The sequence below is a fragment of the Paenibacillus xerothermodurans genome (assembly GCF_002220865.2).
GTDB lineage: Bacteria > Bacillota > Bacilli > Paenibacillales > NBRC-103111 > Paenibacillus_S > Paenibacillus_S xerothermodurans.
This window is the reverse complement of sequence record NZ_NHRJ02000001.1, coordinates 704668-730181: the sequence shown is the minus strand read 5'-3', so window position 1 is coordinate 730181 and position 25514 is coordinate 704668. Positions and strand designations below refer to the sequence as shown.

Below are 25514 nucleotides of genomic sequence, written 5' to 3'. Positions count from 1 at the left end.
TTTCATGCTGGTAGCGGAGAGATACGAAAAAATTGTCCGGCTGGTCAACGAAAGAGGCAGCATTCGGGTTTCCGAATTAAGTGAATTGTGCGAGGTGACGGAGGAGACAATCCGGAGAGATTTGGACCGGCTGGAATCGGCCGGGCGTCTCAAGCGTTCGCATGGCGGAGCGGTTAGCGTGAAGGAGCCGCAATCGGAAATCCCGTATTTCGAACGGGAAATCATCCGCTCGGAAGAGAAGAAACGCATCGCGCAGGAAGCGGTCAAACGAATCGAGCCGTACGACCGCATTATACTCGATGCAAGCACGACTGCTTGGTACATGGCTTCGTATTTACCCGACATACCATTGACTGTGCTGACCAATTCCATCAAAGTGGCGGCAGAGCTGAGCGGCAAGGAGAAGGTCGAGGTGATTTCCACCGGGGGCCAGCTTGCCAAACGGTCATTGTCCTCTGTCGGGCCGCTTGCGGAGCGGTCGCTGGAGGCATATCACGTGGACAAGCTGTTTTTCTCATGCAAGGGAGTCCATCTGGACCGTGGGATCAGCGAATCGAACGAGCTGCAGTCACGTGTGAAGCAGAAAATGATCGACATTGCGGATCAAGTGATCCTGCTCGCCGACGCAAGCAAGTTCGGCGTCAGAGCATTTACGCAGGTGACGGAGCTGGGCGAAGTAGATGCGATTATCACGGATCGTGCTCTATCCGCGGAGATTGTGGAACAGCTAAGAGAGCGGGAAATTTCGCTAACGTTGGTGTAAACTGCGGATCTAACGAAACAAAAAAAGCCTTTTGCGATTTGATTTTCGCAAAAGGCTTTTTATTCTGTCAGCCGAGTACAACCCGGTCGTCGGCCAGTTTACTGCCGCTGATTTTTTCGAACTCACCCAGCAGCTGTTCTATCGTTAGATCCTTCTTTCTTTCCTCGTTCACATCCAGGATGATGCGGCCTTTGTCCATCATGATCAGGCGGTTGCCGAGGCGGATCGCTTGTTCCATGTTGTGCGTGACCATCAGTGTTGTCAATTGCATTTCACGTACGATCTCTTGGGTGAGCTTCGTGATGAGCTCCGCGCGGGACGGGTCCAGTGCAGCTGTGTGTTCATCCAGAAGCAGAATCTCCGGTTTGGTGAATGTAGCCATCAATAGGCTTAGCGCCTGCCTTTCACCGCCGGACAAGAGACCCACTTTGGCCTTCAGCCGATTCTCGAGGCCGATGCCAAGGCGCTGCAGCTGCTCATGAAAGAAGGCCCGCTTCGACGCCGTTACGCCCAGGCTCAAGCCCCGCTGCCTCCCGCGCATGTATGCCATCGCGAGATTCTCCTCGATGGTCATGCGTGGCGCCGTGCCGGCCATCGGATCTTGGAACACGCGGCCGATCCACTTGCTGCGGCGGTATTCCGGCAGATGTTGAATTTCTTGCCCGTCGATCCGCACTTGTCCGGAATCAGGCGTCATCACGCCGGAAATGATATTCATCAGCGTAGACTTACCTGCACCGTTACTGCCTATCACTGTTATAAAATCGCCCGGATTCATTGCAAGATTGATGCCCACCAGAGCGATTTTCTCATCTGCGGTGCCGGGATTGAATAATTTAGATACGTTGGAGAGCTGAAGCATCAGCGGTCACCTCCCGAGTTGTGGTGTGTGACCGAAGCTATCAGTTCGGCAGTACGTCTCTTGGCAAAGCTCTTTTGCTTTAAGGTGCGTTGGAGGGCCGGCAGAACCAGCGCCACGATAACAATGACTGCGGTAATAAGCTTTAGGTCTGAAGTTTCAAGCCAATCAACACGCAATGCAAGTGCTACAACGATGCGATACACAATGGAGCCGAGCACGGCCGCGAGTGTCGCGAGAAAAACGGTGCGGGCTCCGAAAATAGCTTCACCGATAATGACGGACGCAAGTCCGATAACGATCATGCCTATCCCCATGGATATGTCGGCGAAACCGGATTGCTGGGCGATCAGTGCGCCGGACAGCGCCACCAAGCCGTTCGACAAGCTGACGCCGAGAATGACCGTGTTGTCGGTATTCGCGCCGAGGCTGCGAATCATACGTGAATTGTCGCCGGTCGCACGCAGCGCCATACCCAAGTCGGTATGCAAAAATACGTCGAGCAACAGCTTCACGACCAGGATGGTGACGAGCAAAACGAGCAGATTAATATATATCGATTGGTTGAATATCGCCCATGAGAACACCGTGTCTGCTCCGATCAGTGAGACATTGGGCTTGTCCAAGATGCGCATGTTGATTGAGTGCAGCGCAATCATCATGAGGATACCGGATAGAAGCCCGTTTATTTTACCTTTAGTGTGCAGCAGTCCCGTGCAGGCGCCGGCCGCAGCGCCGCCGACGAATGCAGCGGCGCACGACAGCACAGGGGAAAACCCGTTGGTGAGCATGATGGCGGCGATGGCGCCACCCGACGTGAAGCTCCCGTCAACAGTCAGGTCGGGAAAGTCGAGGATGCGGAACGTGATGTACACGCCGAGCGCCATAAGCGCGTACAGCAAGCCTGACTCGACAGCGCCGTTCAATGAATCTAGCATTTTTGGTCTACCTCCTGTTAATTAGAAAAGGAGTGAACGAAGGCACGTTCACCCCTGTGAATGTTGATGTGCTACTTAATAATGTTGTTCGCCTGGTCCTTGACAGCAGCCTTCATAGCGTCTGTCACTTGAATACCTTGATCCTCAGCGGCCTTCAAGTTGAGAATGAGGTCCAGTTTATCAGGCATTGTGATCTTCATGTCTGCAGGTTTCTTGCCGTTTTTCAGGATGTCCACAGCCATCTGGCCCGCCTGATAACCGTGATCATAGTATTTGAACCCCACCGTCGCGAACGCGCCTTTTTCTACCGTGTCGCGGTCGCTTGAGAAGAAGGGGAGATCCTTTTCTTTAGCGATTTGCAGCAGTGTGTCCACGCCGCTTACCACTGTATTGTCTAAAGTAATGTACAATGCGTCCACACGGCCTACTAGAGATTCTCCGGCCTGCTTCACTTCGGAAGTATTGGTTACAGGAGCCTTCACCAGCTTGATGCCATGCTTGGCCAATGCGGCTTCAGCGGTCTGAGCCATAACGACGGCATTTGGCTCACCCTCGTTCAGCACCAAGCCTACACTTTTCACCTGCGGCAGGTTGCTTGCGACAAAATCCATCAGCTGCGCGATCGCCTCAGGATTCGTATCCGATGCTCCTGTTACGTTGCCGCCGGGCTTATCAAGGCTGTTGACGAGTTTCGCTGAGACCGGATCGGTCACTGCTGCGAACAAGACAGGTTTGTCCTTTACTTGCTGCACCAAAGCTTGAGCTGACGAAGTAGAAATGCCGACTACCAGGTCGCTGTCTTCAGAAGCGAGCTTTTGCGCAATGGAGAGATTATTAGTAGAATCCTGCTGTGCGTTGTTGTACGCAACTTCCAAGTTGCTGCCTTCTGCGATGCCGGCATCCTTTAATGCAGCCAAGAAGCCTTCCCGAGTAGCATCGAGCGAAGAATGCTCCACGTATTGCGAGATGGCGACTTTGTAAGCTTTTTGCTCTGACTGGGAGCCGCCGGTGGTTGTCCCTGTGCCGGAGCTCGCTTGTTGTCCGCATCCGACTGCCGTGAACAGGGCTGCTGTTACGACGAGAGATAATAGAGCTCTCTTTTTCAAAAATGATTTCCCCTCTCTTAATACATAGGTACACAGGCATGAAAATACAATTAATCCTAGTTTAATTCGGTATGCCGATTCCGTCAATTAGAAAAGACAGGAGATACGCGGTGCAACGGCTCTCTTCCCGGTTGAAGCGACCTGCTTTACAGCACCGCCTGGGTATGAGCTTTGTCAGAATGATACAATTCTATTTCCATTTTCAAAGTGAAGTATCGCGCGACGTTCACAAAGTGAAGTAACGTGCTGCGCCCACAGCAGGCACAGCTTGCGCAGCGCGCGTGTGACTCGTGTTCCGCTCGTCACGAGCGCGTGCGTCGGTCGAATAAATTTCGCCTGCCGCGGGCATTTTATCCTTGTAATTCGATGGGACCAAGGAACAGGGGGCGCAACGCAGGATGTTTCTGTTATATACGCACAATGATTTGGACGGTGTTGGCTGCGGAATTGCTGCACGCATCGCGTTTGGCGACAAGGTGGAAATCCGTTACAACTCAGTCGGCAGCCTCAACATACAGGTGGAACGATTTTTAGAGAAAGCGAACAAAAAACGCCACTTGTTCATCACCGATTTATCCGTTGACGAAGCTAATGCGCAAGGTCTTGACGAGTTTGCAGGCTGCGGCGGGAAAATCAATTTGATCGATCATCACAAGACGGCTCTCCACCTGAATGAGCACACTTGGGGGAGCGTGCAGGTCGAGCATGATGATGGAAGGCTGGCGTCGGCGACATCGCTGTTCTACGAGCACCTCACCAAGCACGGCTGGTTAACGACCACCCCCGCGTTGGATGAGTTCGTCGAGCTGGTTCGGCAGTACGACACATGGGAATGGGAGCGGCACGACGAGCTGCGGGCGAAACGATTGAACGATCTGTTCTACATGGTGTCGATTGAGGAGTTTGAGGAAAAAATGGTCGAACGGCTGCAGCATGAGACGCAGTTCTCGTTTGATGAGTTTGAAGAGAAAATACTGGACATGGAAGAGGAAAAAATAGAACGCTACGTGCGCAGGAAAAAGCGGGAGATCGTCCAAAGTAACATTCACAGCCATTGCGCGGGCGTGGTTCATGCCGAGAATTACCATTCGGAGCTCGGCAATGAGCTCGGCAAAGAATTCCCGCACCTAGACTATATCGCAATATTAAACGTAGGCGGTAAAAAAATCAGTCTCCGTACGATTCATGAGGCAGTGGACGTGTCCGAAATAGCCGCCCATTTTGGCGGAGGAGGCCATGCCAAGGCTGCCGGCTGCCCGATGACAGAGGAGGCATACACGTTGTTTGTGGCGAAAACATTTCCAATGGAGCCTATCCGCGTGGATGCGCATAAAAACAGGTATAACCTTAAGCATTCCATCTATGGCTCTCTCTATGAGAACAGGAAGCAGCAGGAGATTTTCATCTTCATGGCCGGAGAGGGCTGGGAGGTGCAAGTGGACGGTCACGAACTGGCAGATCATTTTATCACCTTTGAGGACGCGGAGCGCTTTGTAAAAAGAGAGTTTGCCGCATGGCTGGCGAAGGATGAAGTGTACGTCAGTTATTTGATGGAACATTTGGTGGAAAGCAGAAGAAGGTCGCTGGTGTTGGCGTGACCTAAACAAAAGGGAGTGAGGAATATGATGAAGCGTGTATGGAAATCCACCGCATGGCTGATGCTTCTTGCACTGTTGGTATGCATCCCCGCGTATGCCCAGACTGCTGGACCTTATCATTTCGGATTCAAAAAGAGCAAGGGGGGTGAACTGCCGTCTATCGCGCAGGAAGGTTTCATGTCCATGCTTGAGCGGCATCACGCTATTTTTCTCGGAGACACAGAACAAAAAGAGCTGTACCTTACTTTCGACAACGGCTATGAGAACGGCTATACCGCTAAAATTCTGGATGTGTTAAAGGATAAAAAGGTGCCGGCCGCGTTCTTCGTCACGGGCCATTATGTCAAGGAGAGGCCTGATCTGCTCAAACGCATGGTGGAGGAGGGCCACCTGGTCGGCAATCATTCCTGGCACCATCCGGATATGACACAGATTTCGGAAAGCCGCATGAAGGAAGAGCTGGACAAAGTCAAACAAGAAGTGGCGAACGTGACCGGCCAACAAACGATGGCGTACATGCGGCCTCCCAGGGGAATCTTCAGCGATTCTATGTTAGCTTATAGCCGACAGCTCGGTTACACCAATGTGTTCTGGTCGGTAGCGTACAAGGATTGGGATACGAAACAGCAGAAGGGCCCCGACCACGCCTTCCGAAAAGTAATGGGGCAGCTGCACCCCGGTGCGGTCATCCTGCTCCATTCCGTCTCGAGCGACAACGCGGACGCGTTGGCCAGAATCATCGACGAGGCCCGTGCGCAGGGATATGCATTCAAAAGCCTGGATCAGATGACAAAGAGGCATTACCGTTAAACAGCACACATGAATGTCCAATGCTGCACTCGCCTGACAGGGCGGGCTGCGGCATTTTTTTATGAAAAACACATCTCACAGCGAAACATCCATCCCGGTGCGGCGTCACTAATAAGTGTGGAAAAATAATACTTAAATGGGTGAGGTGGGAAACGGATTAGGTGACATATCGTTAATGGGAGGTCATACCATGGGATAAAACTGACACCGCGGAAATGAGCGTTTCGCCCGCACAGTTATCGGTGTATACTTATTGTAATCGCTATCAAAAGCGCGTTCCCACACATCTGCGCTGTGTTTGGCTGTGCATCAGAACAATGCTGACGGAGGAGTGATACGATGAAGAATAACTTTGTATCGTACGTAGTTTGGGCCGTTATCGCCATATTGGGGGCGGCTGGCTTCGCGACGCTAGCGCTGTCGAATGGCGAGCAAATTTCGGCGGCATGGCTGATCGTGGCCGCAGTGTGCACATATGCTTTCGGATACCGGTTCTACAGCAGGTTTATCGCGAGGAAAATCTATGAACTGGATGACAGCAGGGCCACGCCGGCGCAAATACATAATGATTCCAAAGATTATGTTCCAACTAACAAATATGTGTTGTTTGGGCATCACTTCGCGGCGATCGCCGGAGCCGGTCCGCTGGTGGGCCCTATTCTCGCGGCGCAAATGGGTTACCTGCCCAGCATTTTATGGATCATTATCGGCGCGGTGCTCGCCGGTTGTGTCCAGGATTTTGTTACGCTGATAGGCTCTATGCGAAGGGACGGCAAGTCGCTCGGACAAATGGCCAAGGACGAGGTAGGCCGTTTCGGAGGCACGCTAGCTTCGCTTGCCACGCTTGCCATTCTGGTTATTATTGTCGCCGTGCTCGGTCTCGTCGTAGTCAAAGCATTGGCTGAGTCACCGTGGGGAATGTTTACGATTACGATGACAATGCCCATCGCCGTATTTATGGGCTTCTATATGCGCTACATTCGTCCCGGCAAGGTAATCGAAGGTTCAGTGATCGGTTTTGTGCTGCTGATGATCACCCTGTTCGCCGGGCAGTATGTCGCGGAAAATGCTGCCTTGGCGTCAATGTTCACTTTTACTGCTCCGCAGATTGCCATCATGATGGTGGTCTATGGGCTGATTGCTTCAGTCCTGCCGGTGTGGGTGCTGTTAGCGCCGCGGGACTATTTAAGCTCTTTCCTGAAAATAGGAGTGATTATCCTATTGGCCGGCGGCATCCTCATTCTTTTACCTGAGCTGAAAATGCCAGCGGTCACCCGCTTCATCGACGGCTCCGGGCCTGTTTTTACGGGCGATGTATTCCCGTTCCTGTTTATTACAATTGCGTGCGGCGCGGTCTCTGGCTTCCATGCTCTGATTTCGTCAGGCACTACCCCGAAACTGATCGAACGCGAAAGCCACGCTCCGTTTATCGGTTACGCCGGTATGGCCGCAGAATCGATGGTTGCCGTGATGGCACTGATTGCAGCGTGTGCCTTGGAGCCAGGGATTTATTTTGCCATGAACTCTTCTCCGGCCGTTATCGGTGCAGACGCAGCGGCTGCGGCAGCCAAAATTTCATCGTGGGGCTTCACGGTGACAGCGGATCAAATTACGATTACCGCAAAAGAAATTGGCGAAAAAACCATTTTGTCCAGAACCGGCGGCGCCCCGACGCTTGCCGTCGGCATGGCTGAGATTTTTAGCGCGTTTTTGAGCGGGGCCAAGGCATTCTGGTATCATTTTGCGATACTGTTTGAAGCTGTGTTCATTCTGACCGCTGTTGACGCGGGGACCCGTGTCGGCCGGTTTATGCTCCAGGATTTGGTGGGGAACTTCTACAAGCCTTTTGCCCAAACACAGGACGTCAAATACAATTTTATCGCTTCGCTGCTGGTATGCTCGGCTTGGGGATACTTCCTGTATCAAGGGGCGGTGGATCCGTTCGGCGGTATCAACTCGCTGTGGGCGTTGTTTGGAATCGCAAATCAAATGCTGGCTGCTATCGCATTGGCCGTCGCGACGACGATCATCATAAAAATGGGCAAAGCCCGTTATGCGTGGGTGGGCATCATCCCCTTCGCATTTCTGGCGGTCACGACGCTCACGGCGGGCTTCCAGAAAGCATTTTCGCCTGACCCGAGCATTGGATTTTTCGCTGCAGCCGGCAAATATCAGGCGGGCATCGACCAAGGACAGGTGATCGCCCCGGCAAAAAATATGGATGTCATGCAGCAAATCGTCACGAACAACTATGTTGATGCAATTTTGACCGTTATATTCGGGATCGTGGTCATTCTGATGATCATCGATTCACTGCGGGTATGGTACACCATTATCATTCAAAAACGACCGATTGCGCTCAAAGAATCGCCGGTCGTAAAATCTGGTTTTGGAGCGTGATGACAATGGCGGCAATAGCAGGCTTTGCCAGAAGAGCGAAGGCGACAATCAAAGTCATATTCAGCATACCGGACTATGACAAATATTTGCGGCACCAGAAGGAGCACCATCCGAACGACACGCCGATGACGGAAAAGGAGTTTTATGAATGGTCGCTCAAAGAGCGCTATGAGAGCGGCAAGGTGAATCGCTGCTGCTGACATGGTGCACCTGTGCTGTGGGCCGACAAGATGGCGTGCTGCTGCTCGGATAGGTGAAAGGGAACGGAGCGGGAAAAAACCCGCTCCTTTTTGAGTGTCGCGCGCTGACAAACGGCAGGATGAGCGCGGGAAATAAAGTGTTGCGAAGTCTAAGACGTTTGAGTTACATATACAAAGGGCAAAGCTAGTAGCAAGCCCTGTGCTGCACGGGCGATGCTTCGCATATGCTGCCAGCGAACCGAGGTGACACAAATCTTGATACTGCCGTTTCTCAAAGAATTGATCAAACAGCTCAAGAAGGACGACGCTCTCGGGCTGTCTGCGCAATGCGCTTATTATTTTCTGTTCTCGTTATTTCCGTTTCTTATGTTTCTAATGAGCTTGCTCGGCTATTTGCCTATCTCGGCTTGGGATGTGCTGCAGCTGGTGAAAGCATATGTTCCACAGGGCGTGCCGCTCGGGATGGAGGAAAATTTGCATTACGTGCTTGACGCCAAACGGGGCGGAGCGCTGTCTTTCGGTCTGTTCGCTTCTTTATTGACCGCCAGTGCCGCGATGGACGCGATCATACTGGCGGTCAATAAAGCATACGGCCTGCCTGCACGTGAAAGTTTTATCCATTCGAGGCTGCTGGCGGTGGCGCTCACAGTCGGTATGCTGGTAGTTTTCTTTTCCGCACTGCTGCTCAGCGTGTTCAGCCATACGATCGGCGCCTGGATGCATGAGGCTCTGAACATACCGATGGACCGGGTTCATTGGTGGGATGCTTTTAGCTGGCTACTGAATATGATTATTTTATTCCTGGTGTTTCTCGCCATTTATTTCATCGCGCCCAATGCCTGCCTGACATGCAAGGACGTCCTCCCGGGTGCGGTGACCGCGACCCTAGGCTGGCACATCGCTTCCACCGGTTTTTCCTATTACATCGAGCATTGGAATTATTATAATGTACTGTACGGCAGCCTGGGGGGCGTGATGGTGCTGCTCACATGGTTTTATGTATGTGCTTTTCTGATTATTCTCGGCGGGGAAATCAATGCGATAGCTTATCTGTTGTACAAGCGGAAACAAACTCCTTGACGGTGGAAAAAATGGCGCCAATGACTGCGCCCAATTGAAGCGCAATATCATTGCCGCCATCCATACATGACTACTTCAGTTAGTCGTTCTGCTTCGGGTCGTCCACCATACCCCGTTTACTCAGCTCCTGCTCGGTCTTCATATCTTGCATATCATCACCGAGACGTTTGATTTCTGCCATATCGGGAGCCATCGAGCCATTGATTACCTTATCGATCGGCTTATCCGACCCTTTATTTCGTGAAAACTTCTCGTGCTCCTTCACAGACGTCGCCAGATCTTCGTTCTTATAATCGTTTCCTGCCATATTATTCGCCTCCTATGTAATACCCGGTTAAACAAAATTAACCAATAGGGCGCAAAGTTAAACAGGCTGGACGAACACACGGGATGAATGGCGCTGCCGACAGCTGTGAATCAACAGCAGATCTGTGTTGGGCCGCCGGCCGAGCTGCGAGGCCACTGCCCTCCCGTCCGCTGTGCGTGCGCTGCCGGGCAGCCGCCTGCCAGATATCGGCAGCACTGCTTCGAGCAAGATCAGCCGCTACCACAATTCGGCAGCGCATGCACGAGCAGAACCAGAGGCCTGTTAGTCGTCGGCGGTGCTTCCGCCGACAGCCTGCGTCTGCAGAGACTCTCTGACACCTTTCCATTCGCTCAGATGCTTTTCCAAAGTGTCGATTAACATGGCGACGTCAGCCTGAAATTGATCGTTCTGATGCTGCACAGCTTGCAGATCTTTGGCCGATAATGGAGTGTACTCGGGCAAGGAGCCCAGCAGCCGCGTCAGCCTGCGCTCGATCGGCGTTGCTTTGGCCTGCGAAGTGGCGTTTTTTGCCGCTGCACTGCCCGCTGTCGTTTCCTTAGACTCAGCTCGCTTAGCCCGTTCCGCCTTATTTTGCTGATAAACGGACCAGGTTTCCAATAGCTCATGTCCCGACTTGTATAGGAGTTTATCTTTCGTGGAGTCCGACATTTCCTTGTCTTTGAACAAACGCGCGATTTTCTTCACATCGCTCACCGGCATCTCGTCTCTGGCGATGATTAGGGCAAGCGAATCCCGGTGCTCCATCGGCAGATCCTTTATGGGAATGAGCTGATCCTCGGTCAGTGTATCTTTCTTTATCTCCGTGCCGCCGACGATGAGCTTTTTCACTGCATTGCTAAATTTTAAAAGATCACACTTGTTTTTTATGTATGTTTCCGATTTGCCGAGCTTGCTGGACAGGTATTTGGTGGAGCTGCTGAACTTCGGATCATGCAGCAGTTTGTCGAACGCCTCCGCTTCTTCGATCGGGGAAAACCCCTCTCTCGTCAAATTCTCCGCTATCTGCTCCAAATAAATTTCCATTTCATCCGTCACGGCGGATACGATGCAGGGGATCGTTCCCAAGCCGAGCGTTTTACATGCTTTGAACCGCCGGTTTCCATATATGATTTTATAGCGGCCGCTATCCGTTTGCCGCACTTTGATAGGCGAGAGCAGGCCGAGCTCTTCTATGCTTTTCATTAATTCCTGAAGGGCGTTTTCGTCAAACTGATATCTCGGCTGAGCGGTATCTTCATCTATCAAATCAATACGAATTTCGATAATGTCCATCCTAGATTCTCCTATCTTCCATTACTAGCCGACCGACGCGATGGGCTAAAGGTTATTATATAACACCGACCGGGTGGTGCAAATGTTAGCGCCGATAATCAGGTATATAGAATCTTTTACCATAGACTGTTATTATATTTGTGTAAGCGCTTTAAAAATTGTAAAAACGAGGGAGTTGATACGCTTTGAGTTGGAAAAAGCATCATGCGTTCGGCAAGGGCATGATCGTTGCGGCAGTGTCTTTTGTCATGCTTGCAGGAAACACGTTGGCAGATGTAAACAAAGCAAGTGCAACGCCATCCGAATTCACACAAAAAGGATCGGGCATATTGGGATGGCATGCCACGTCCTACGGCGGCAGCTTCACTGAAGCTGCCATGAAGGCGAACACAGATTGGATCGCAGACAATTTTAAGCAGTATGGCTACGAGTACATATGTGTGGACGGGTGGGTAGGCGATACCACCGTGCACAATGCCGACGGCTACATCACTACGTATAAGAACAACTGGGAGCATGATTGGAAATATTGGGCGGACTACGTCCATTCCAAAGGCTTGAAGCTTGGCATGTATTACAATCCAGCGTGGCTGCACCGGGATCTTGTGAAGGACGACAGCCTGAAGGTAGTGGGCACGGATATTCCTCTCAGATCACTGGTCATCGAGGATCCAAATAACAAGTATATGCATCAAACCCGCTATATGGTCAATCCCGACGCGCCGGGCTCCAAGGAATACGTGCAAGGCATGATCAAATATTACATCAGCGTTGGAGTCGACTTAATTAAAATAGATTTTCTCAGATACTATGAAACCGTGTACGGGCATGAAGCTGTAAAACAGCTGTATGGTTGGATCAGAGAAGCGGCGGGCGATGATATCATTCTGTACTACGCCAATACGAACAATGTGAATCATGCGGAGGATGAGGTACTGACGGCTGATATTCTCCGGGCGAGTGAAGACTGGAGAACCAACTCTGCTTATCCCGGCGTGTGGTGGCACACAAGCATCCGCGAGAGGGGGAAAGTCAAGGATCACAGTTGGCCGCCGGCTTACAATCTTTTCGACGGCTTGATTTGGTTCTCCGATTTATCAGGTCGCGGGAAAGTGGTCATCGACGGGGATTATTCCGTGATGAGCTCAGGCGGGACGGATGCGGAGAAGAAGACGCGCATGAGTCTGTTGGCTATGTCCGGCAGCAGTATCAACATTGGCGACCGCTACTCAAATATCGGTGACAACGACGTTTTTTACACAAATCCCGAAATTCTTGAAATGAACAAAAAAGGGTTCGTCGGCAAGCCGTTGAGCAGGGACGTCAACAGCCCGCTGAGCCAGATTTGGCAAGGCCAACTGTCCGATAACACTTGGATCGTTGCATTGTTCAACAGGGAAGACACACCTCAAGAGAGGTCGATTGATTTTGCCAAGGATTTGGGATTGAGCGGCAGCTATACGGTGAGTGATATGTGGTCGCACTCTACCATTGGGACCATGTCTTCCTACGCTGAAAATGTGGAACCACACGGCGTGCGGCTTTTAAAGATCACTGACGATGTCGCACCGGTGACAAAGGCTGAAGTAGACGGAACAGAGCAGCATGGCTGGTATAGATCTGATGCCCAGGTCAAATTGTCGGCACAGGACGACGGATCTGGTGTCGCCTCGACCGAGTACAATCTGTCCGATGCCGGCAGCTGGCAGGCGTACACCGGACCGATCACCATCACGCAAGAGGGAACGAACCGGCTGCAGTACCGATCCGCGGACAAGGCCGGTAACGTGGAGCAAGCGAAAGAACATACGGTTCGCATCGACAAATCGGCGCCAACGCTTACGCTTACGGTGAACGGGGCGGTATACGCTGACGGTGCTGTTCTGCAGGACAGCGAACTTGTTAAATTTGATGTTCAAGTTCAGGATGCCCTGTCAGGCATCGCCAACCAGAAACTGACGTTGGACGGTGAGCCGTACGCGAACGGGTCGACGGTGGATTTCGCCGGCAAGCTGGGCGTGCATAAGCTGCAGGCAGAGGTCACGGACGAGGCGGGCAACACCGCGGCGCAAACGGTAACGATCCATGTGAAGACCAGCATCCCATCTATGATCACACTGATCGACCGCTACATCGACAGCGGGGATATCTCCGGAGCACTCGTGAATGAACTGAAAAACGCGCTTGAACAAGCACAGAAAGCAATAGAGCAGGGCAAGTACAAACAGGCTAAGGTGCATTTGATGAATTTTGTGGAACACGCGCACCAAGAGCCGAGACCGATCCAAATCAGTGCTAGTGCTAAGCAGGCATTGATGACGGACGCAAAAGCTCTGGTGGCGCAAGTGGGCAAACAGATAACAGTGAACTGAGTGATAGCTGAACTGCGCACACCGCCGCTGCGGTTCAATAAAAACGACAACAAGGCGCCAATCGGCGCCTTGTTTTTCTGTGTCACTCGCGGCTCGGAGCGCGCAACGTTGTGCCCCCCGCTTACGCCTCTGAGAGCCAGTCGGATACTGCTTAGCAGACCCGGCGCAAATGAATCAGATGAATCTGAATTCTGGACGTGGAGGCGCAGGAGACGCAGACCATGGGGAAGCGCGGGGTTTATGCGGGTCTGTCGTCAATATGAAGCTATACTTCACATTTCAAAAACATAGTTGAAACTAAACTTCATAAGGAATATAATGGGATTCAGCACCAATCATCATTTTTTTAGAGAGGACGAGCATGATGAACAGTTTAGGAATGAAGCTTGGCACTGTCGCACTAATAGCAGCGCTTACGATGACAGGTTGCGGAAATTACGGGGGCCAAAAAACAGACACGGCAAACACAACAAAACCGGAGAACACAGTCACCGACAGCGGTAAACCTGCTATCACGATCAAAGCTTCCCACGGAGATCCGGAATCGTCACCACGTCACAAAGGCCTGGCGCAGTTCGCCAAGACCGTGGACGAGAAAAGTCAAGGACGTATCAAGGTAACGATTTATCCGAACGGCCAGCTGTCCAACGGAAACAACCAGACTATGATCGAGCAATTGCAGACAGGCACGCTACAAATGGCAACGGTTTCAAATCTTGTATTTTCGAACTTTGAGAAGAAATTTGGAGCATTGTCTCTACCGTTTCTGTTTAACGACAGACAGAAGGCCTATAACGCGGTGGACGGGCCTGTAGGCACAGAGCTGCTTAGTACGCTTGAAGCAAAAGGCATTCAGGGTGTCGGTTACTGGGAAGGCGGCTTCCGCCAAATCACCAACTCCAAGAAAGCGATTGCAACTCCCGAAGACCTGCAAGGATTAAAAATTCGCGTGCCTGAGATCACAATGTATCAGAGCTTATACAAAAAACTAGGCGCGACCGCCACTCCGATGGCGTTCGGCGAATTATTCTCGGCTATGGAGCAAAAGGTGGTCGACGGCCAGGAAAATCCTCTGGTGACGATCGATTCGGCGAAATTCCAAGAGGTACAGAAGCATGTCACAATTTGGGACTACAGCTGGGATGCGCTGATTGTCGGCTTCAACAAGAAGTTCTGGGACGGGTTGGACGATGAATCCAAGAAGATCATCACGGACGCTGTGAAAGAAGCGGGTACTTATGAAAGAGGACTGGTGGCGCAAGGAGATAAGGATCTCATCGATAAACTGGCGAAAGACGGCATGACGGTAACGCAACTGAGCGATCAGCAGAAGCAAGCATTCCGCGCAAAGGTGGCGGACGTGTATAAGGAAGTCGAATCCGAGTACATCGCAGAGCTGATTGATAAGCTTGTGGAAGCGGCGAAATAAAAAGCTGCGAAATATGCGGCGGTGGGTCAGGGCGTTGGCCCTGACCGCTAATCACAGTTGTTGAAGTGGGAGACAAGATAATGAATTGTATAGTCACGCTGGATGTGGGGACCACACATATAAAAGGCTATTTGTTCCAACTGGATGGCCGTAAGCTGAATCAAGTCATTTGTCCCACATCTTATTTGAAGCAAGAATGCGGTATATCTGAAATCGACCCTGATCAAGTGCTTAGCAGCATCTCCACCATACTGAAGGCGCTGCTGCATGGCGGCCCGACGGTCACCGCAGTTGATGCGATTGTCATCTCGGGTATGGCCTGCTCATTCATACCGGTAGACCGGCAAGGGCAGCCGCTGTATCCCTGTGTATGCTGGAACGACCAGAGAAGCGCGCGGACGGTGGAACTGTCTGACTTTCACGACATGCATCACTTATTTCAACAGCATCCGCTGCCTATGTATCTGCCGTTCCGCATCCAATGGTTTTTTGAAAACAATCCGCAAATTGCGTCGGAAACATATAAATGGCTGAATTTAACTGACTACGTATTATACCATCTGTCCGAGCAAAAAAAGTTTATCACCGATTATTCGCAGGCGTCGAGAACGATGCTGTTCAACAGCTTGACAAAAGAGTGGAACTCTGCTTTGACCGATCACTTCAACCTATCAATAGAACAGCTTCCAGCGCCAAGGCCGTCCGGATCGCGCATCGGCCCGCTTGACAAGCGCTATCGGCAGGGAGCAGCGTACAGCAACACGCAGTTGATTTTGGGTGGCCATGACCATATGTTTGCCGCGCTCGCCGGCGGCACCCACGACAAATCCAGCGCTTTAAACTCTACAGGTACGTCCGAAGCGTTGGTGGTCCCTTATTTGAACAACCCGGCGCTATCCTTTTTCAACGATGAGTGCAATCTGGAGAGCCATGTAATAGACAACGAACTGTTTATCGTAGGGTATGTAGCGAGCACCGGGAAAATCATGGAATGGGCAAACCAGCTGTTTCATTTGTTCAAGTGGGAGCAGCGTTCCGATTTCGGTGCACTGTGGAAAGAGCATCTGCGGCGTCTGCCGCTGTTCATCCCTTGGGGGAGGCGTATGCAGCCGTCCCGCACGGGCCATTTCATCAATATTGAGTCTCAGCACAATGAAGTGGATTTTTCTTTAGGCGTTTTGGAGGGCATAGCTTTGGAAACCCGCGCATTACTGCACCATTTGAACACCAAGTTAAACCTGCAAACCGATCTGGTGCGCTTGGTTGGCGGATCATCGAAATCGGTCAATTTTCTGCAGATGAAATCAACCATCATGAATAAGCCGATAGAAGTGATTCATGGTGTCGACATGACCTCCTTGGGAGGGTTTATCTTGTCCGGGCTGGCTCTGAAAAAGTTCAGTGATGTGAACCAGGCGGCGGCACGGGTGCTGCACCATCAAAAAAAGATATTGCTGGAACCGGATATAGAGGTGGCATCCCACTATGAGACCCGCTATCAGCTGTACCTGCAAGAAAGGGGGACCTCGTAGTGCAGACAATATCGAAGGCTGTTAACCATTTGCTTAATTTGCTTCTGTTTTTAATCGTTGCCTTGATGTGTGTCTTCTATTTTGGCAACGTAGTCCTCCGCTACCTGTTTGACTCCGGAATTCCATGGGCCGAAGAAGTTTGCAGATTCCTTTTTATCTATCTGACCTTTCTGGGTGCCATTGCCGGGCTGAAAGACAGCCAACATCTGGGCGTGGACATGCTTGTCAAGAAGCTGCCTCACGGAATGAAAAAAGCGGTATTTATTTTTAGCAATGTCGCGGTCGGTTTTTGTCTTTGGCTGGTATTGGACGGCAGCTGGAAAATGACCATCGTTGCACATGAGAGCAATGCCCCAGCCACAGGGCTGCCTATGTCGTTCATCTATGCGGTTGGAATCATCACGAGCATCAGCATGCTGCTTATCCTCATGTGCAACCTCTATCGTGTGATGTTCAAAGCGACGGCGGAGGCGGATTTGATCGCAGTTAGAGAATCGGAAGAATTGGGAGCCGGTCATTAAATGAGAAGAGCAGCGGAGGGAACGAAATGACTTTGACCGTGTTTGTTGGTTCATTGCTCGGTGCGATGGCGCTCGGCATGCCGATCGCTTTTGCTCTGCTGCTGAGCGGTGTGGCCTTAATGTTTTATCTCGGAATGTTCGACACACAAGTTCTCATTCAGAGCTTGATCGGCGGAGCGGACAGCATTTCGCTGACAGCCATTCTGTTCTTCATTCTTGCCGGTGAGCTGATGAATGCGGGCGGGATATCGAAGCGGATTGTTGCCTTCGTTATGGCGCTGGTCGGGCATATCAAAGGAGGCATGGGTTATGTGGTCATTCTCGGCAGCGTATTTTTCGCGGGTCTCTCCGGTTCCGCTGTCGCGGATACGGCCGCACTCGGTGCGATTTTAATCCCGATGATGGTGAAATCAGGGTATGACCGGAACCAGTCGACGGGATTGGTCGCCGCAAGCGGCATTATTGCACCCGTGATCCCGCCAAGCATCCCGATGATTGTGTTCGGCGTCACCGCGAACGTGTCTATCACCAAGCTGTTCTTGGGCGGCATTGTTCCCGGAATCATGATGGCTGTTGGTCTCGCCGCCGTCTGGTGGCTGTTGATGCGCAAAAAGAAAATCGAACCGGTGCCCCGCAAATCACTCAAAGAAGTAGTCAGCACGACGGTGCAAGCTGTTTGGGCGCTGCTGCTGCCGGTGATCATCATTGTGGGGATGCGCGGTGGCGCGTTCACGCCAACTGAAGCCGGCGTCGTGGCCGTATTCTACGCACTGTTCGTCGGCCTGTTTATTTACCGTGATTTGAAAATTCAGCACCTGTACCATCTGTTCACATCTGCTGCGAAAACAACGAGCACCGTTATGTTTCTGGCTGCGGCCGCCATGGTGTCTGCGTGGTTTATCACGGCAGCCGATATCCCTTCTCAATTGGTCGGCATTCTTGGGCCGGTCATGGACAACCCGCTGGTGCTGCTGCTCATGATCAATGTGTTGGTGTTTCTCGTCGGTACCGCCATGGATTTGACCCCGACGATATTGATTCTCACACCGGTCCTGATGCCGGTTGTTGTACAGGCTGGGATCGATCCGGTTTATTTCGGGATTTTATTTATCATCAACAACGTGATCGGCTTGCTCACACCGCCGGTTGGAACTGTGTTGAATGTGGCTTGCGGCGTCGGTAAGACGAGCATGCAGGGCGTGATGAAGGGTGTGTGGCCGTTTTTGGTCGTCCACTGCCTGATCCTGCTGCTGCTTATTCTATTCCCGCAAATCGTCATTCAGCCGATAGAGTTTCTCAGTAAATAGTAGAAGGGAGACGAACATGACGCGAGTACTCATTGTTGGAGACAAGTTTTTTGATCCTGTGTTGGTTGGAGAGCAATTGCAAAGTCGGCTGTCGAACAAATTTGAATTGGAAATTCACACCATCAAATATGACTTTCCTATCGAACAATTTACATTGGACGATGATACTTGTGTCCCGAGCGGAATGTCGTGGGATGACCCGAATGAGGTTAAGGAGCCGTGCGGCGTGAGGGAATTTTACGGCGAGCCGTTTGCTCTGCTGAACTGGCTCCAAGGCGTGAACATCCTGATTATCCACGGGGCGGCAGTGCCCCGCGAGGTTCTCGAGCAGGCGGATGCACTGCAAGCCGTCGTCATTTTACGGGGCGGCCCCGTCAATATCGACCGTGCTTATCTGGAGCAGCGTGGCATAACGATTTTTAACACAAACGGCAAAAATGCCGAGGGGGTGGCTGAATTTACAGTCGGGCTGCTGCTCTCGTTTCTGCGGAGCATCCCCGAGAGCTCGGCGTTCCTCAAATCAGGAATATGGAAGCCTGGCTACTACGAATACGAGCGGACGGGTGTCGAGCTGTACACCAAAACGTTCGGTTTGATCGGCTTCGGTAGAATCGCAAGGCATCTCGCCCGCATATTGAAGGGATTTCAAATGAATGTCATCGCCTACGATCCGTACGTGAAAGACGCGGAGTTCGCTGAGCTCGGAGTGCAGCCGCAGACCCTGGAACAGGTACTCGCCGCATCCGACTTCGTTAGTCTGCACGCACGTCAGCCTAAGGGAGCGCCGCCGATTTTGAACGCATCCACGCTTGCTATGATGAAACCGGAAGCTGTGCTGATCAACACGGCCAGAGGGGACCTAATTGACTACCCGGCTTTGAAACAGCAGTTGATCTCCAAGCGTCTGCGCGGCGCTGTATTGGATGTGTTTGGCGACGAACCGTTTGCTTTCTACAACGAGTTGTTAGCATTGCCCAACGTATTGGGGACCCCGCATATTGCAGGTGGCAGCCAGGAAACGGTGAAGAGGGGTATCAACATGACTGCGGAATTTTTGGAGGCATTCTTCACCCGGTCTAGTTAACTCCTCTGACAACATAGACATTTGGAGGAGTTTTTCATGGAACAGCATTTAAACAGCATTGGGAGACCCGGCTATTTGACGAGAATAGATTCCGTGTACGCTCAATTGAGCCAGAGTGAAAAAAAAGTAGCCGACTACGTCTCATCCGGCGCCGAAGAGATCATTCATTTATCGATTGCGGAGCTCGCTGAGCGCAGCGGTTCAAGCGATTCCTCGATCATCAGATTTTGCAGACGTCTAGGATACAAAGGGTATCAAGATTTGAAAATCAACGTTGCAAAGGATGTCATGCGGCCTGAGAAACAGATCCAGGAAGGCATCGAATTGAATGACAGTGTCACCGCTATAAAGCAAAAAATTTACGAATCCAGTGTACAGGCGCTTCATGACACGCTGGAAGTGCTGCAAGACGATCAGCTGGAGAAGGCTATCGATGCGATCGCAGCGGCTAGAATGATTGAAATCTACGGTACGGGGGCCTCGGGCTCGGTCGCTTTTGACGCTCAGCACAAATTTCTTAAGATCGGCATCAAAACGTTGGCGTACACGGACGTATTCATGCAAGCCATGTCTGCAAGCCTGCTGAATGAGCAAGACGTGCTGATTGCGATTTCCCATTCCGGCACAAACCTGGATATCATCCATGCGGCTGAGACCGCCAGAGAACAAGGCGCAACGGTCATCTGCATCACTAACTTTTCGAAGTCGCCTATCACTAAAGTCGCACATATCACCTTATTCACAGCCGCTCCGGAGACGATGTTCCGAACAGATGCCGTGGCTTCGCGCATTGCGCAGTTGATGATTATCGACGCGATTTATACGGCGGTCGCGTTGAAGCATCCGCAGCGGGCTTCGGACAGCCTGTTTAAGACGAGAAATTCAACTACCCACAAACGCCATTGATACTATCGATATCGCATCCGACCCGCTTCATTATATTAAACAGACACAATTGGGAGTGAAGAGAATGAAAGCAGCAGTGTTTTATGGCCCAGGGAATATGCAATTGGAGGAGGTCGAACAGCCCCCGATCACTGCAGATGCCGTGCTTGTGAAAATTAACGTCAGCGCGGTGTGCGGCACGGATGTGCGTATCTTTGACGGCAAAAAAACGAAAGGAGTGCGCGTTCCCTCGGTGATCGGCCACGAGATGGCAGGCACAGTGCAGCAAGTGGGCGCTAATGTGGCTGGTTTCGCGGCTGGAGACCGGGTCGGTGTAATTCCTGTGATACCATGCGGTAAATGCCACTATTGCTTAAGCAATCGGGAGAACGCCTGTGCGAACCGCACAGCGATCGGCTACGAGTTCGACGGCGGCTTTGCCGAGTATGTGCGCATTCCCGGTACGGCGCTCGCCGCCGGCAACCTTGTCAAAATACCTGCTCATGTGGATTTTGAGCAAGCGGTGATCGCGGAGCCTTTGGCCTGCTGCATCAACGGCAATCGCAAATCCAACATTCAGTTGAACGATACAGTGGTCGTGATCGGAGCCGGTCCTATCGGGCTCATGCACGTCCAGCTGGCCAAGTTATCCGGCGCCAGTAAAATCATCGTCAGTGAATTGCTCGAGCATCGTCTCGATAAGGCACTGGAAGCCGGTGCAACAACCGTGGTGCATTCCGGCAAAGAATCGCTGTACGATGTCGTGATGCGCGAAACAGATGGCATTGGGGCGGACGCAGTCATTATGGCGATAGGTATTCCGCAAATCGTGAATGACGGCTTAAAGCTGGCAAGAAAAGGCGGCACCGTGAATCTGTTTGCAGGTTTCACCCATGGCGTAATGTCCGAGATGGACCCAAATCTGATCCACTACAACGAGCTGGTCGTTATCGGCACCACTGCATCCACGCGGGCGGATTACCACAAAGCGATGTCGCTCATTGCCGCAGGTTTGATCAACACCCAAGTGATCACGACGGAAGGCTACACGCTGGACACGATTCAACAAGCCATTCTTGATGTCAAGACCGGCAAAGGGATGAAGTCCGTAATCCGGATGGGCTAGTCAACATATATCAGAGGAGAGTGTATACAATGTCATTTTTCGGTAAAAAGATTCGTTTACAGCGTTTGTTGAGCGGCAATGGAAGACTTCTGTCGGTCGCTGTAGACCAGGCGATGGCCAGGGGCATTTTCGAGGAGTTAATGCCGATACAGCGCAAGGTGGATGAGATCGCGAGCGGGGGGCCCGATGGAATCACCATCCACAAGGGACTGGTAGAAAGCTGCTTCGCCCCGTTTGCCGGCAAAACCTCGCTCGTGCTGAAATGTTCCACCTTCTCGCCCTGGCAGCCGAACTACGATGCGTGGGTGACCAGCGTTCTTGAGGGCGTGCGGATGGGCGCTGATGCGGTCTCCCTCGGCTGCATCGTGGGAGGCGATGATCAGCCGGAACAGATTCGCAATTTGGGAGAGTTTGTGGCGGAGGCGAACACGTTCGGCATGCCTGTTATTGCGCACATTTATCCGCGGGGTAATAAAATACCGGAGAGTGAAAAAATGGATTGGCGTCATCATGCGTATGCGGTGCGGCTCGGCGCTGAGTTAGGTGTAGATATCGTGAAAACACATTATACCGGAGACCCGCAATCTTTCAGCAAGGTCATCGCATCCACCACCTGTAAAGTGGTTGTGGCGGGCGGCGACACCGGCAACGATATTCTTTCGGCCTTTCAAATGACCAAAGACGTGCTGGATGTTGGAGGGGCGGGAATCACCTTCGGCCGTTTCGTTTGGAACAATCAAAATCCAACAGCGGTGGTAAGGGCGTTAAGCCACATTATTCACAAAGACGGTTCCGTGCAAGAAGCCGCACAGTTATATGAAGATTTGACGAAAACAAAAATCTCTTAAAAGCACAGGTGGATGAAAATGTCATATGTTATCGGCATTGACGTGGGCACAAGCGGAATAAAAGCAGGAGCTATGAACGAAGAGGGGAAACTATGTTTCCTCTCTCGTGCGTCTTACAAGCTTCACTATCCATTCCCAGGCGGAGTGGAAATCGACCCGGGCGAAATTTGGGATCAGGTGTGTGTGCTCATCCACCGCACGGCTATGGAGATACGGTCGGCTGGCGGAGCCGTCTTAGCCATCAGCTTGAGCACGTTTTGCAATGCGTCTATTCTGATGGATCAGGATGGGAACCACTTGGCGAACGGTATTCTTTATATGGACAAACGGAGCAAACGAGAAGCCGAATGGATTGCGTCCAAGCTCCCCGAGGACCGTATCTTTTCGATCACCTGCAACCGGGTTGAGCCTGGTATGACTTCGGCCACCAGCTTATTATGGGCACGCACACACCAGCCGCAGCTCTATGCCCAAGCCTTCAAATGGGGGCATCTTTCAACTTATCTGGTCGCCAAGCTGACCGGCCGCTTCACGATCGATTGGACGCACGCGTCGTTTACCGGCTTGTTTGATGTCGCCAATTATACGTGGTCGGCGGACATGTGCAGTGCGCTCGGTGTCGACCAATCATTGCTCCCTGATATCGTGGAGCCGGCCGCGGCAGTAGGGGAGACGCTCGAGTCATTAGCCGCAGTGATCGGTGTGTCGCATATCCCCGTCATAGCGGGTGCCGCTGATACCGCCAGTTCCGCTTATGCATTGGGAATTCCGTGCGGCGAAGTGTTTGAATCTGTCGGAACATCTGATGTGCTTACCCTGGTCAGTGACTCTACGGACCGGTTTGACCGCAGATTTCTAAACCGCTGCCATGTGATCAGGGGGCAGTGGTTGTCTCACGGTGCGATGTCCACGCCCGGCGCGGCGGTACAATGGTTCTACAACGAGTTTTTGGAGGGTGAGGGATCCATGCAGGACGCGCTGGTCAGGCTGCCCGAGCAAAGCCCGATTGGTTCCGGCGGTGTTTTCTTTCTGCCATACATGCATGGTGAACGGTCCCCGATTTGGGATCCGGATGCGCGAGGATTGTTTATCGGACTTTCCTTGAGCACACGGAAGGCCGACATGGCGAGAGCCATTCTGGAAGGGTGCTCCTTCGGCATGCGTCAATTGATGGATATACTGCGTGAGGAGTACCACTTGTCTCCTTCGGTGCTTACCGCGATCGGAGGCGGTTCGCAGAACGTAGTGTGGAACGGGATTAAAGCCACCGTGATGCGCACCAGTATCGAGACAAGGCAGATTGGCGAAACGGCATTGCTGGGCGCGTGCTTCCTCGCCGGTGTCGCGGCAGGGCTCTTTAGCACCGCAGACATTGCCCTGTGCAATCGCGGAGGGGAAAGAAGAAGGTTTACGCCTGACGCAGGTTCGGCAGCTGCGTACGATGACTTGTACCACTTATTTCAAACGTTGTATCCGGCTGTCAAAGACTTTTATAAGAAGGCGGCGTGTCAACCGCTATAGGTGCACCAACGTGGGCTTAGCCGTGTCAGTTGTGCTACACTAAGATTAAACAACCGGCAGGAGATGATCCCTTGATTAAGGTAATCGGCGCGATTGACAGTCACACCAGATGCAAGCACTACCATAGTGAAAAAGATGTCTTGGCTATGAAGTTCAAATGCTGCGGCGAGTATTACGGCTGCTATTTTTGCCATGCGGAAGCGGCGGGGCATGATCCACAAGTGTGGCCCTACGCTGAGTGGAGCACGAAAGCGGTGCTCTGCGGAAACTGCTCAACAGAGCTCACCATACAACAATACTTGCATTGCGATTACCAATGCCCTGTTTGCTCCACTGCCTTCAATCCAGGCTGCAAAAACCACTATCACCTGTATTACGAGTGGCCTAATCCGGCGTAGGCCGGGTACACATTTATCAGCATTACGGTAACTTCCGGTGAGCTGGCCGGAGGTTTTTGTTTGACTTCATTCTAAACGTGTAATACCATTGTTTGGTATAAGACAAACTTGTTTAGGATGTGTTTACTCTATGATAAGCTCAGAACCGTTTTGGAATGCATCGCTGGAGGAGCTGAAACGCGGCTATATCCGAGAAGGGGAACATTACATATGCCTGCTGTGCGGGAAAACCTTCGAAATAGGGCTAATCTACCGTGATGAGGACATTTTCTATGAAGCGGAAAGGTATACTCGCGCCCATATTGAAAGGAGTCATCAATCGGTTTTTCACTATCTCATCCAGCTTGACAAAAAGTTCACCGGTCTGACAGACCATCAGAACAATCTGCTGCGCGCATTTTACGAGGGGAAAAGTGACGCGGAAGTGCAAAAGGAGCTCGGCATCGGCAGTGCTTCGACAATACGCAACCACCGTTTCGGGTTGAAGGAGAAAGAGCGCCAGTCCAAGGTGTTTTTAACTATGATGGAACTCCTTAAGGAGAAGGATAAGCATGCACCGGCTGAGTGCTAAAATATTAAAAAAGTATCCGGCACACAGAGAATGGAGGCAGGCAGATGTTGTTAATCAATGAGAAGATAAAAGCGGCCGAGGTGCATTTGACAGGTCTGCAGGAGGAGGATTTAGGGGTGGTAGCCCGAGACGAGGCGCTGGCTCTTGCCAAGCGGATGAAGGCCGATTTGGTATGTACCTCGCTGATGAGCAGCCCTCCTCCATGCAAGCTCGTAGCGCGCGGCACCGCCAGTCAAACACTGCTGCAAGAAAAGCGGAAGGCAAAAAAAGAGGCCCCCGCAAAGGAGAAAGAGATCAGACTCAGCGCGAACATAGAAGATCACGACTACGGCACTAAGAAATCACAAGCTGAGAAATCACTCGCCGCAGGCCATAGCGTACGGTTAGTTGTCCGCCTACAGGCGAAAGAAGGGCAGAAGGCCAAAGAATTGCTGGAGCGGATGCTGAGAGACTTGTCCGGCTGCGGCCGGGAGGAGTCCGGAATCCAGCTTAGCGGCAAACAAGCCGTCGTTAAGGTGAATCCGCTTCGGTGAGCCGCTTGTAATTGACACTGAGACCACGGCTGC

Annotated in this window: 23 protein-coding genes and 1 pseudogene; 19 read left to right on the top strand and 5 right to left on the bottom strand. The window is 51.9% G+C overall.

Annotation, left to right across the window (positions count from 1 at the left end; all coding sequences use genetic code 11):
- The first annotated feature begins 4 nt into the window (after window positions 1-4).
- Window positions 5-763, top strand: coding sequence for a DeoR/GlpR family DNA-binding transcription regulator (locus CBW46_RS03320; protein ID WP_089198571.1), 759 nt, complete (start codon window positions 5-7; stop codon window positions 761-763).
- Window positions 764-830: 67 nt separating this feature from the next.
- On the opposite strand, the gene CBW46_RS03315 is transcribed toward CBW46_RS03320, so the two are convergent.
- From CBW46_RS03315 to CBW46_RS03305, 3 genes are all read right to left on the bottom strand, one after another.
- A complete protein-coding gene (locus CBW46_RS03315) occupies window positions 831-1625 on the bottom strand; it encodes an ABC transporter ATP-binding protein (RefSeq protein WP_089198570.1) in 795 nt (264 codons plus the stop codon).
- Window positions 1625-2560 (bottom strand): ABC transporter permease, encoded by a 936-nt coding sequence (locus CBW46_RS03310; RefSeq protein ID WP_089198569.1) that lies wholly within the window; start codon window positions 2558-2560, stop codon window positions 1625-1627. The genes CBW46_RS03315 and CBW46_RS03310 overlap by 1 nt, the downstream gene beginning before the upstream one ends.
- Window positions 2561-2631: 71 nt before the next feature.
- Window positions 2632-3666: an ABC transporter substrate-binding protein gene (locus CBW46_RS03305; RefSeq protein ID WP_089198568.1), complete on the bottom strand. Its 1035-nt coding sequence runs from the start codon at window positions 3664-3666 to the stop codon at window positions 2632-2634.
- Window positions 3667-4064: 398 nt separating this feature from the next.
- Here CBW46_RS03305 and CBW46_RS03300 point away from each other — a divergent pair, with 398 nt between their 5' ends.
- The 5 genes from CBW46_RS03300 (at window position 4065) to CBW46_RS03280 (ending at window position 9754) form a co-directional block, all read left to right on the top strand.
- The gene (locus tag CBW46_RS03300; protein WP_089198567.1) at window positions 4065-5264 is read left to right on the top strand and encodes a DHH family phosphoesterase; all 1200 of its coding nucleotides are present in this window, start codon (window positions 4065-4067) and stop codon (window positions 5262-5264) included.
- A 27-nt stretch (window positions 5265-5291) separates the two neighbouring features.
- Window positions 5292-6074: a delta-lactam-biosynthetic de-N-acetylase gene (gene pdaA, locus CBW46_RS03295; RefSeq protein ID WP_089198680.1), complete on the top strand. Its 783-nt coding sequence runs from the start codon at window positions 5292-5294 to the stop codon at window positions 6072-6074.
- A gap of 339 nt (window positions 6075-6413) precedes the next feature.
- Window positions 6414-8474: a carbon starvation CstA family protein gene (locus CBW46_RS03290; protein WP_089198566.1), complete on the top strand. Its 2061-nt coding sequence runs from the start codon at window positions 6414-6416 to the stop codon at window positions 8472-8474.
- Between the two features lie 5 nt (window positions 8475-8479).
- Window positions 8480-8674, top strand: a complete 195-nt coding sequence (locus CBW46_RS03285) for a YbdD/YjiX family protein (protein ID WP_089198565.1) — start codon at window positions 8480-8482, stop codon at window positions 8672-8674.
- A 255-nt stretch (window positions 8675-8929) separates the two neighbouring features.
- Window positions 8930-9754, top strand: coding sequence for a YihY/virulence factor BrkB family protein (locus tag CBW46_RS03280; protein ID WP_243633140.1), 825 nt, complete (start codon window positions 8930-8932; stop codon window positions 9752-9754).
- 79 nt (window positions 9755-9833) lie between these two features.
- Here the strand turns inward: CBW46_RS03280 and CBW46_RS03275 are convergent, their stop codons facing one another.
- Both CBW46_RS03275 and CBW46_RS03270 read right to left on the bottom strand, forming a co-directional pair.
- On the bottom strand, window positions 9834-10061 hold the full coding sequence (locus CBW46_RS03275; protein WP_089198564.1) for a hypothetical protein: 228 nt from the start codon (window positions 10059-10061) through the stop codon (window positions 9834-9836).
- A gap of 282 nt (window positions 10062-10343) precedes the next feature.
- Entirely contained in the window at window positions 10344-11354 is a 1011-nt protein-coding gene (locus CBW46_RS03270) for a ParB/RepB/Spo0J family partition protein (RefSeq protein ID WP_089198563.1), read from the bottom strand.
- A gap of 185 nt (window positions 11355-11539) precedes the next feature.
- On the opposite strand from CBW46_RS03270, the gene CBW46_RS03265 reads away from it, so the two are divergent.
- The 13 genes and pseudogenes from CBW46_RS03265 (at window position 11540) to infC (ending at window position 25481) form a co-directional block, all read left to right on the top strand.
- Complete coding sequence (locus tag CBW46_RS03265; RefSeq protein WP_089198562.1) at window positions 11540-13726, top strand: alpha-galactosidase; 2187 nt, start codon at window positions 11540-11542, stop codon at window positions 13724-13726.
- Window positions 13727-14087: 361 nt separating this feature from the next.
- Window positions 14088-15155 (top strand): TRAP transporter substrate-binding protein, encoded by a 1068-nt coding sequence (locus CBW46_RS03260; RefSeq protein WP_089198561.1) that lies wholly within the window; start codon window positions 14088-14090, stop codon window positions 15153-15155.
- A gap of 80 nt (window positions 15156-15235) precedes the next feature.
- Window positions 15236-16687: an FGGY-family carbohydrate kinase gene (locus CBW46_RS03255; protein ID WP_089198560.1), complete on the top strand. Its 1452-nt coding sequence runs from the start codon at window positions 15236-15238 to the stop codon at window positions 16685-16687.
- Entirely contained in the window at window positions 16687-17208 is a 522-nt protein-coding gene (locus CBW46_RS03250) for a TRAP transporter small permease (protein ID WP_089198559.1), read from the top strand. The genes CBW46_RS03255 and CBW46_RS03250 overlap by 1 nt, the downstream gene beginning before the upstream one ends.
- A 26-nt stretch (window positions 17209-17234) precedes the next feature.
- Complete coding sequence (locus CBW46_RS03245; protein WP_089198558.1) at window positions 17235-18515, top strand: TRAP transporter large permease; 1281 nt, start codon at window positions 17235-17237, stop codon at window positions 18513-18515.
- 16 nt (window positions 18516-18531) lie between these two features.
- Complete coding sequence (locus tag CBW46_RS03240) at window positions 18532-19599, top strand: NAD(P)-dependent oxidoreductase (RefSeq protein WP_089198557.1); 1068 nt, start codon at window positions 18532-18534, stop codon at window positions 19597-19599.
- 36 nt (window positions 19600-19635) lie between these two features.
- Window positions 19636-20505, top strand: coding sequence for a MurR/RpiR family transcriptional regulator (locus CBW46_RS03235; RefSeq protein WP_089198556.1), 870 nt, complete (start codon window positions 19636-19638; stop codon window positions 20503-20505).
- 64 nt (window positions 20506-20569) lie between these two features.
- Window positions 20570-21610, top strand: a complete 1041-nt coding sequence (locus CBW46_RS03230; protein ID WP_089198555.1) for a zinc-dependent dehydrogenase — start codon at window positions 20570-20572, stop codon at window positions 21608-21610.
- A 29-nt stretch (window positions 21611-21639) separates the two neighbouring features.
- Window positions 21640-22458: a class I fructose-bisphosphate aldolase gene (locus tag CBW46_RS03225; RefSeq protein WP_089198554.1), complete on the top strand. Its 819-nt coding sequence runs from the start codon at window positions 21640-21642 to the stop codon at window positions 22456-22458.
- A gap of 18 nt (window positions 22459-22476) precedes the next feature.
- Window positions 22477-23979 carry a xylulokinase gene (locus tag CBW46_RS03220; RefSeq protein ID WP_165842180.1) on the top strand — a complete coding sequence of 501 codons (1503 nt, stop codon included), beginning with the start codon at window positions 22477-22479 and terminating at the stop codon, window positions 23977-23979.
- Between the two features lie 71 nt (window positions 23980-24050).
- Window positions 24051-24377, top strand: coding sequence for a CHY zinc finger protein (locus CBW46_RS03215; protein WP_089198552.1), 327 nt, complete (start codon window positions 24051-24053; stop codon window positions 24375-24377).
- Window positions 24378-24507: 130 nt separating this feature from the next.
- A pseudogene (locus CBW46_RS03210) lies at window positions 24508-24939 on the top strand (helix-turn-helix transcriptional regulator); the annotation flags it as partial.
- Window positions 24940-24992: 53 nt separating this feature from the next.
- Window positions 24993-25481 carry a translation initiation factor IF-3 gene (gene infC / locus CBW46_RS03205; protein ID WP_089198551.1) on the top strand — a complete coding sequence of 163 codons (489 nt, stop codon included), beginning with the start codon at window positions 24993-24995 and terminating at the stop codon, window positions 25479-25481.
- Window positions 25482-25514: the final 33 nt, after the last annotated feature.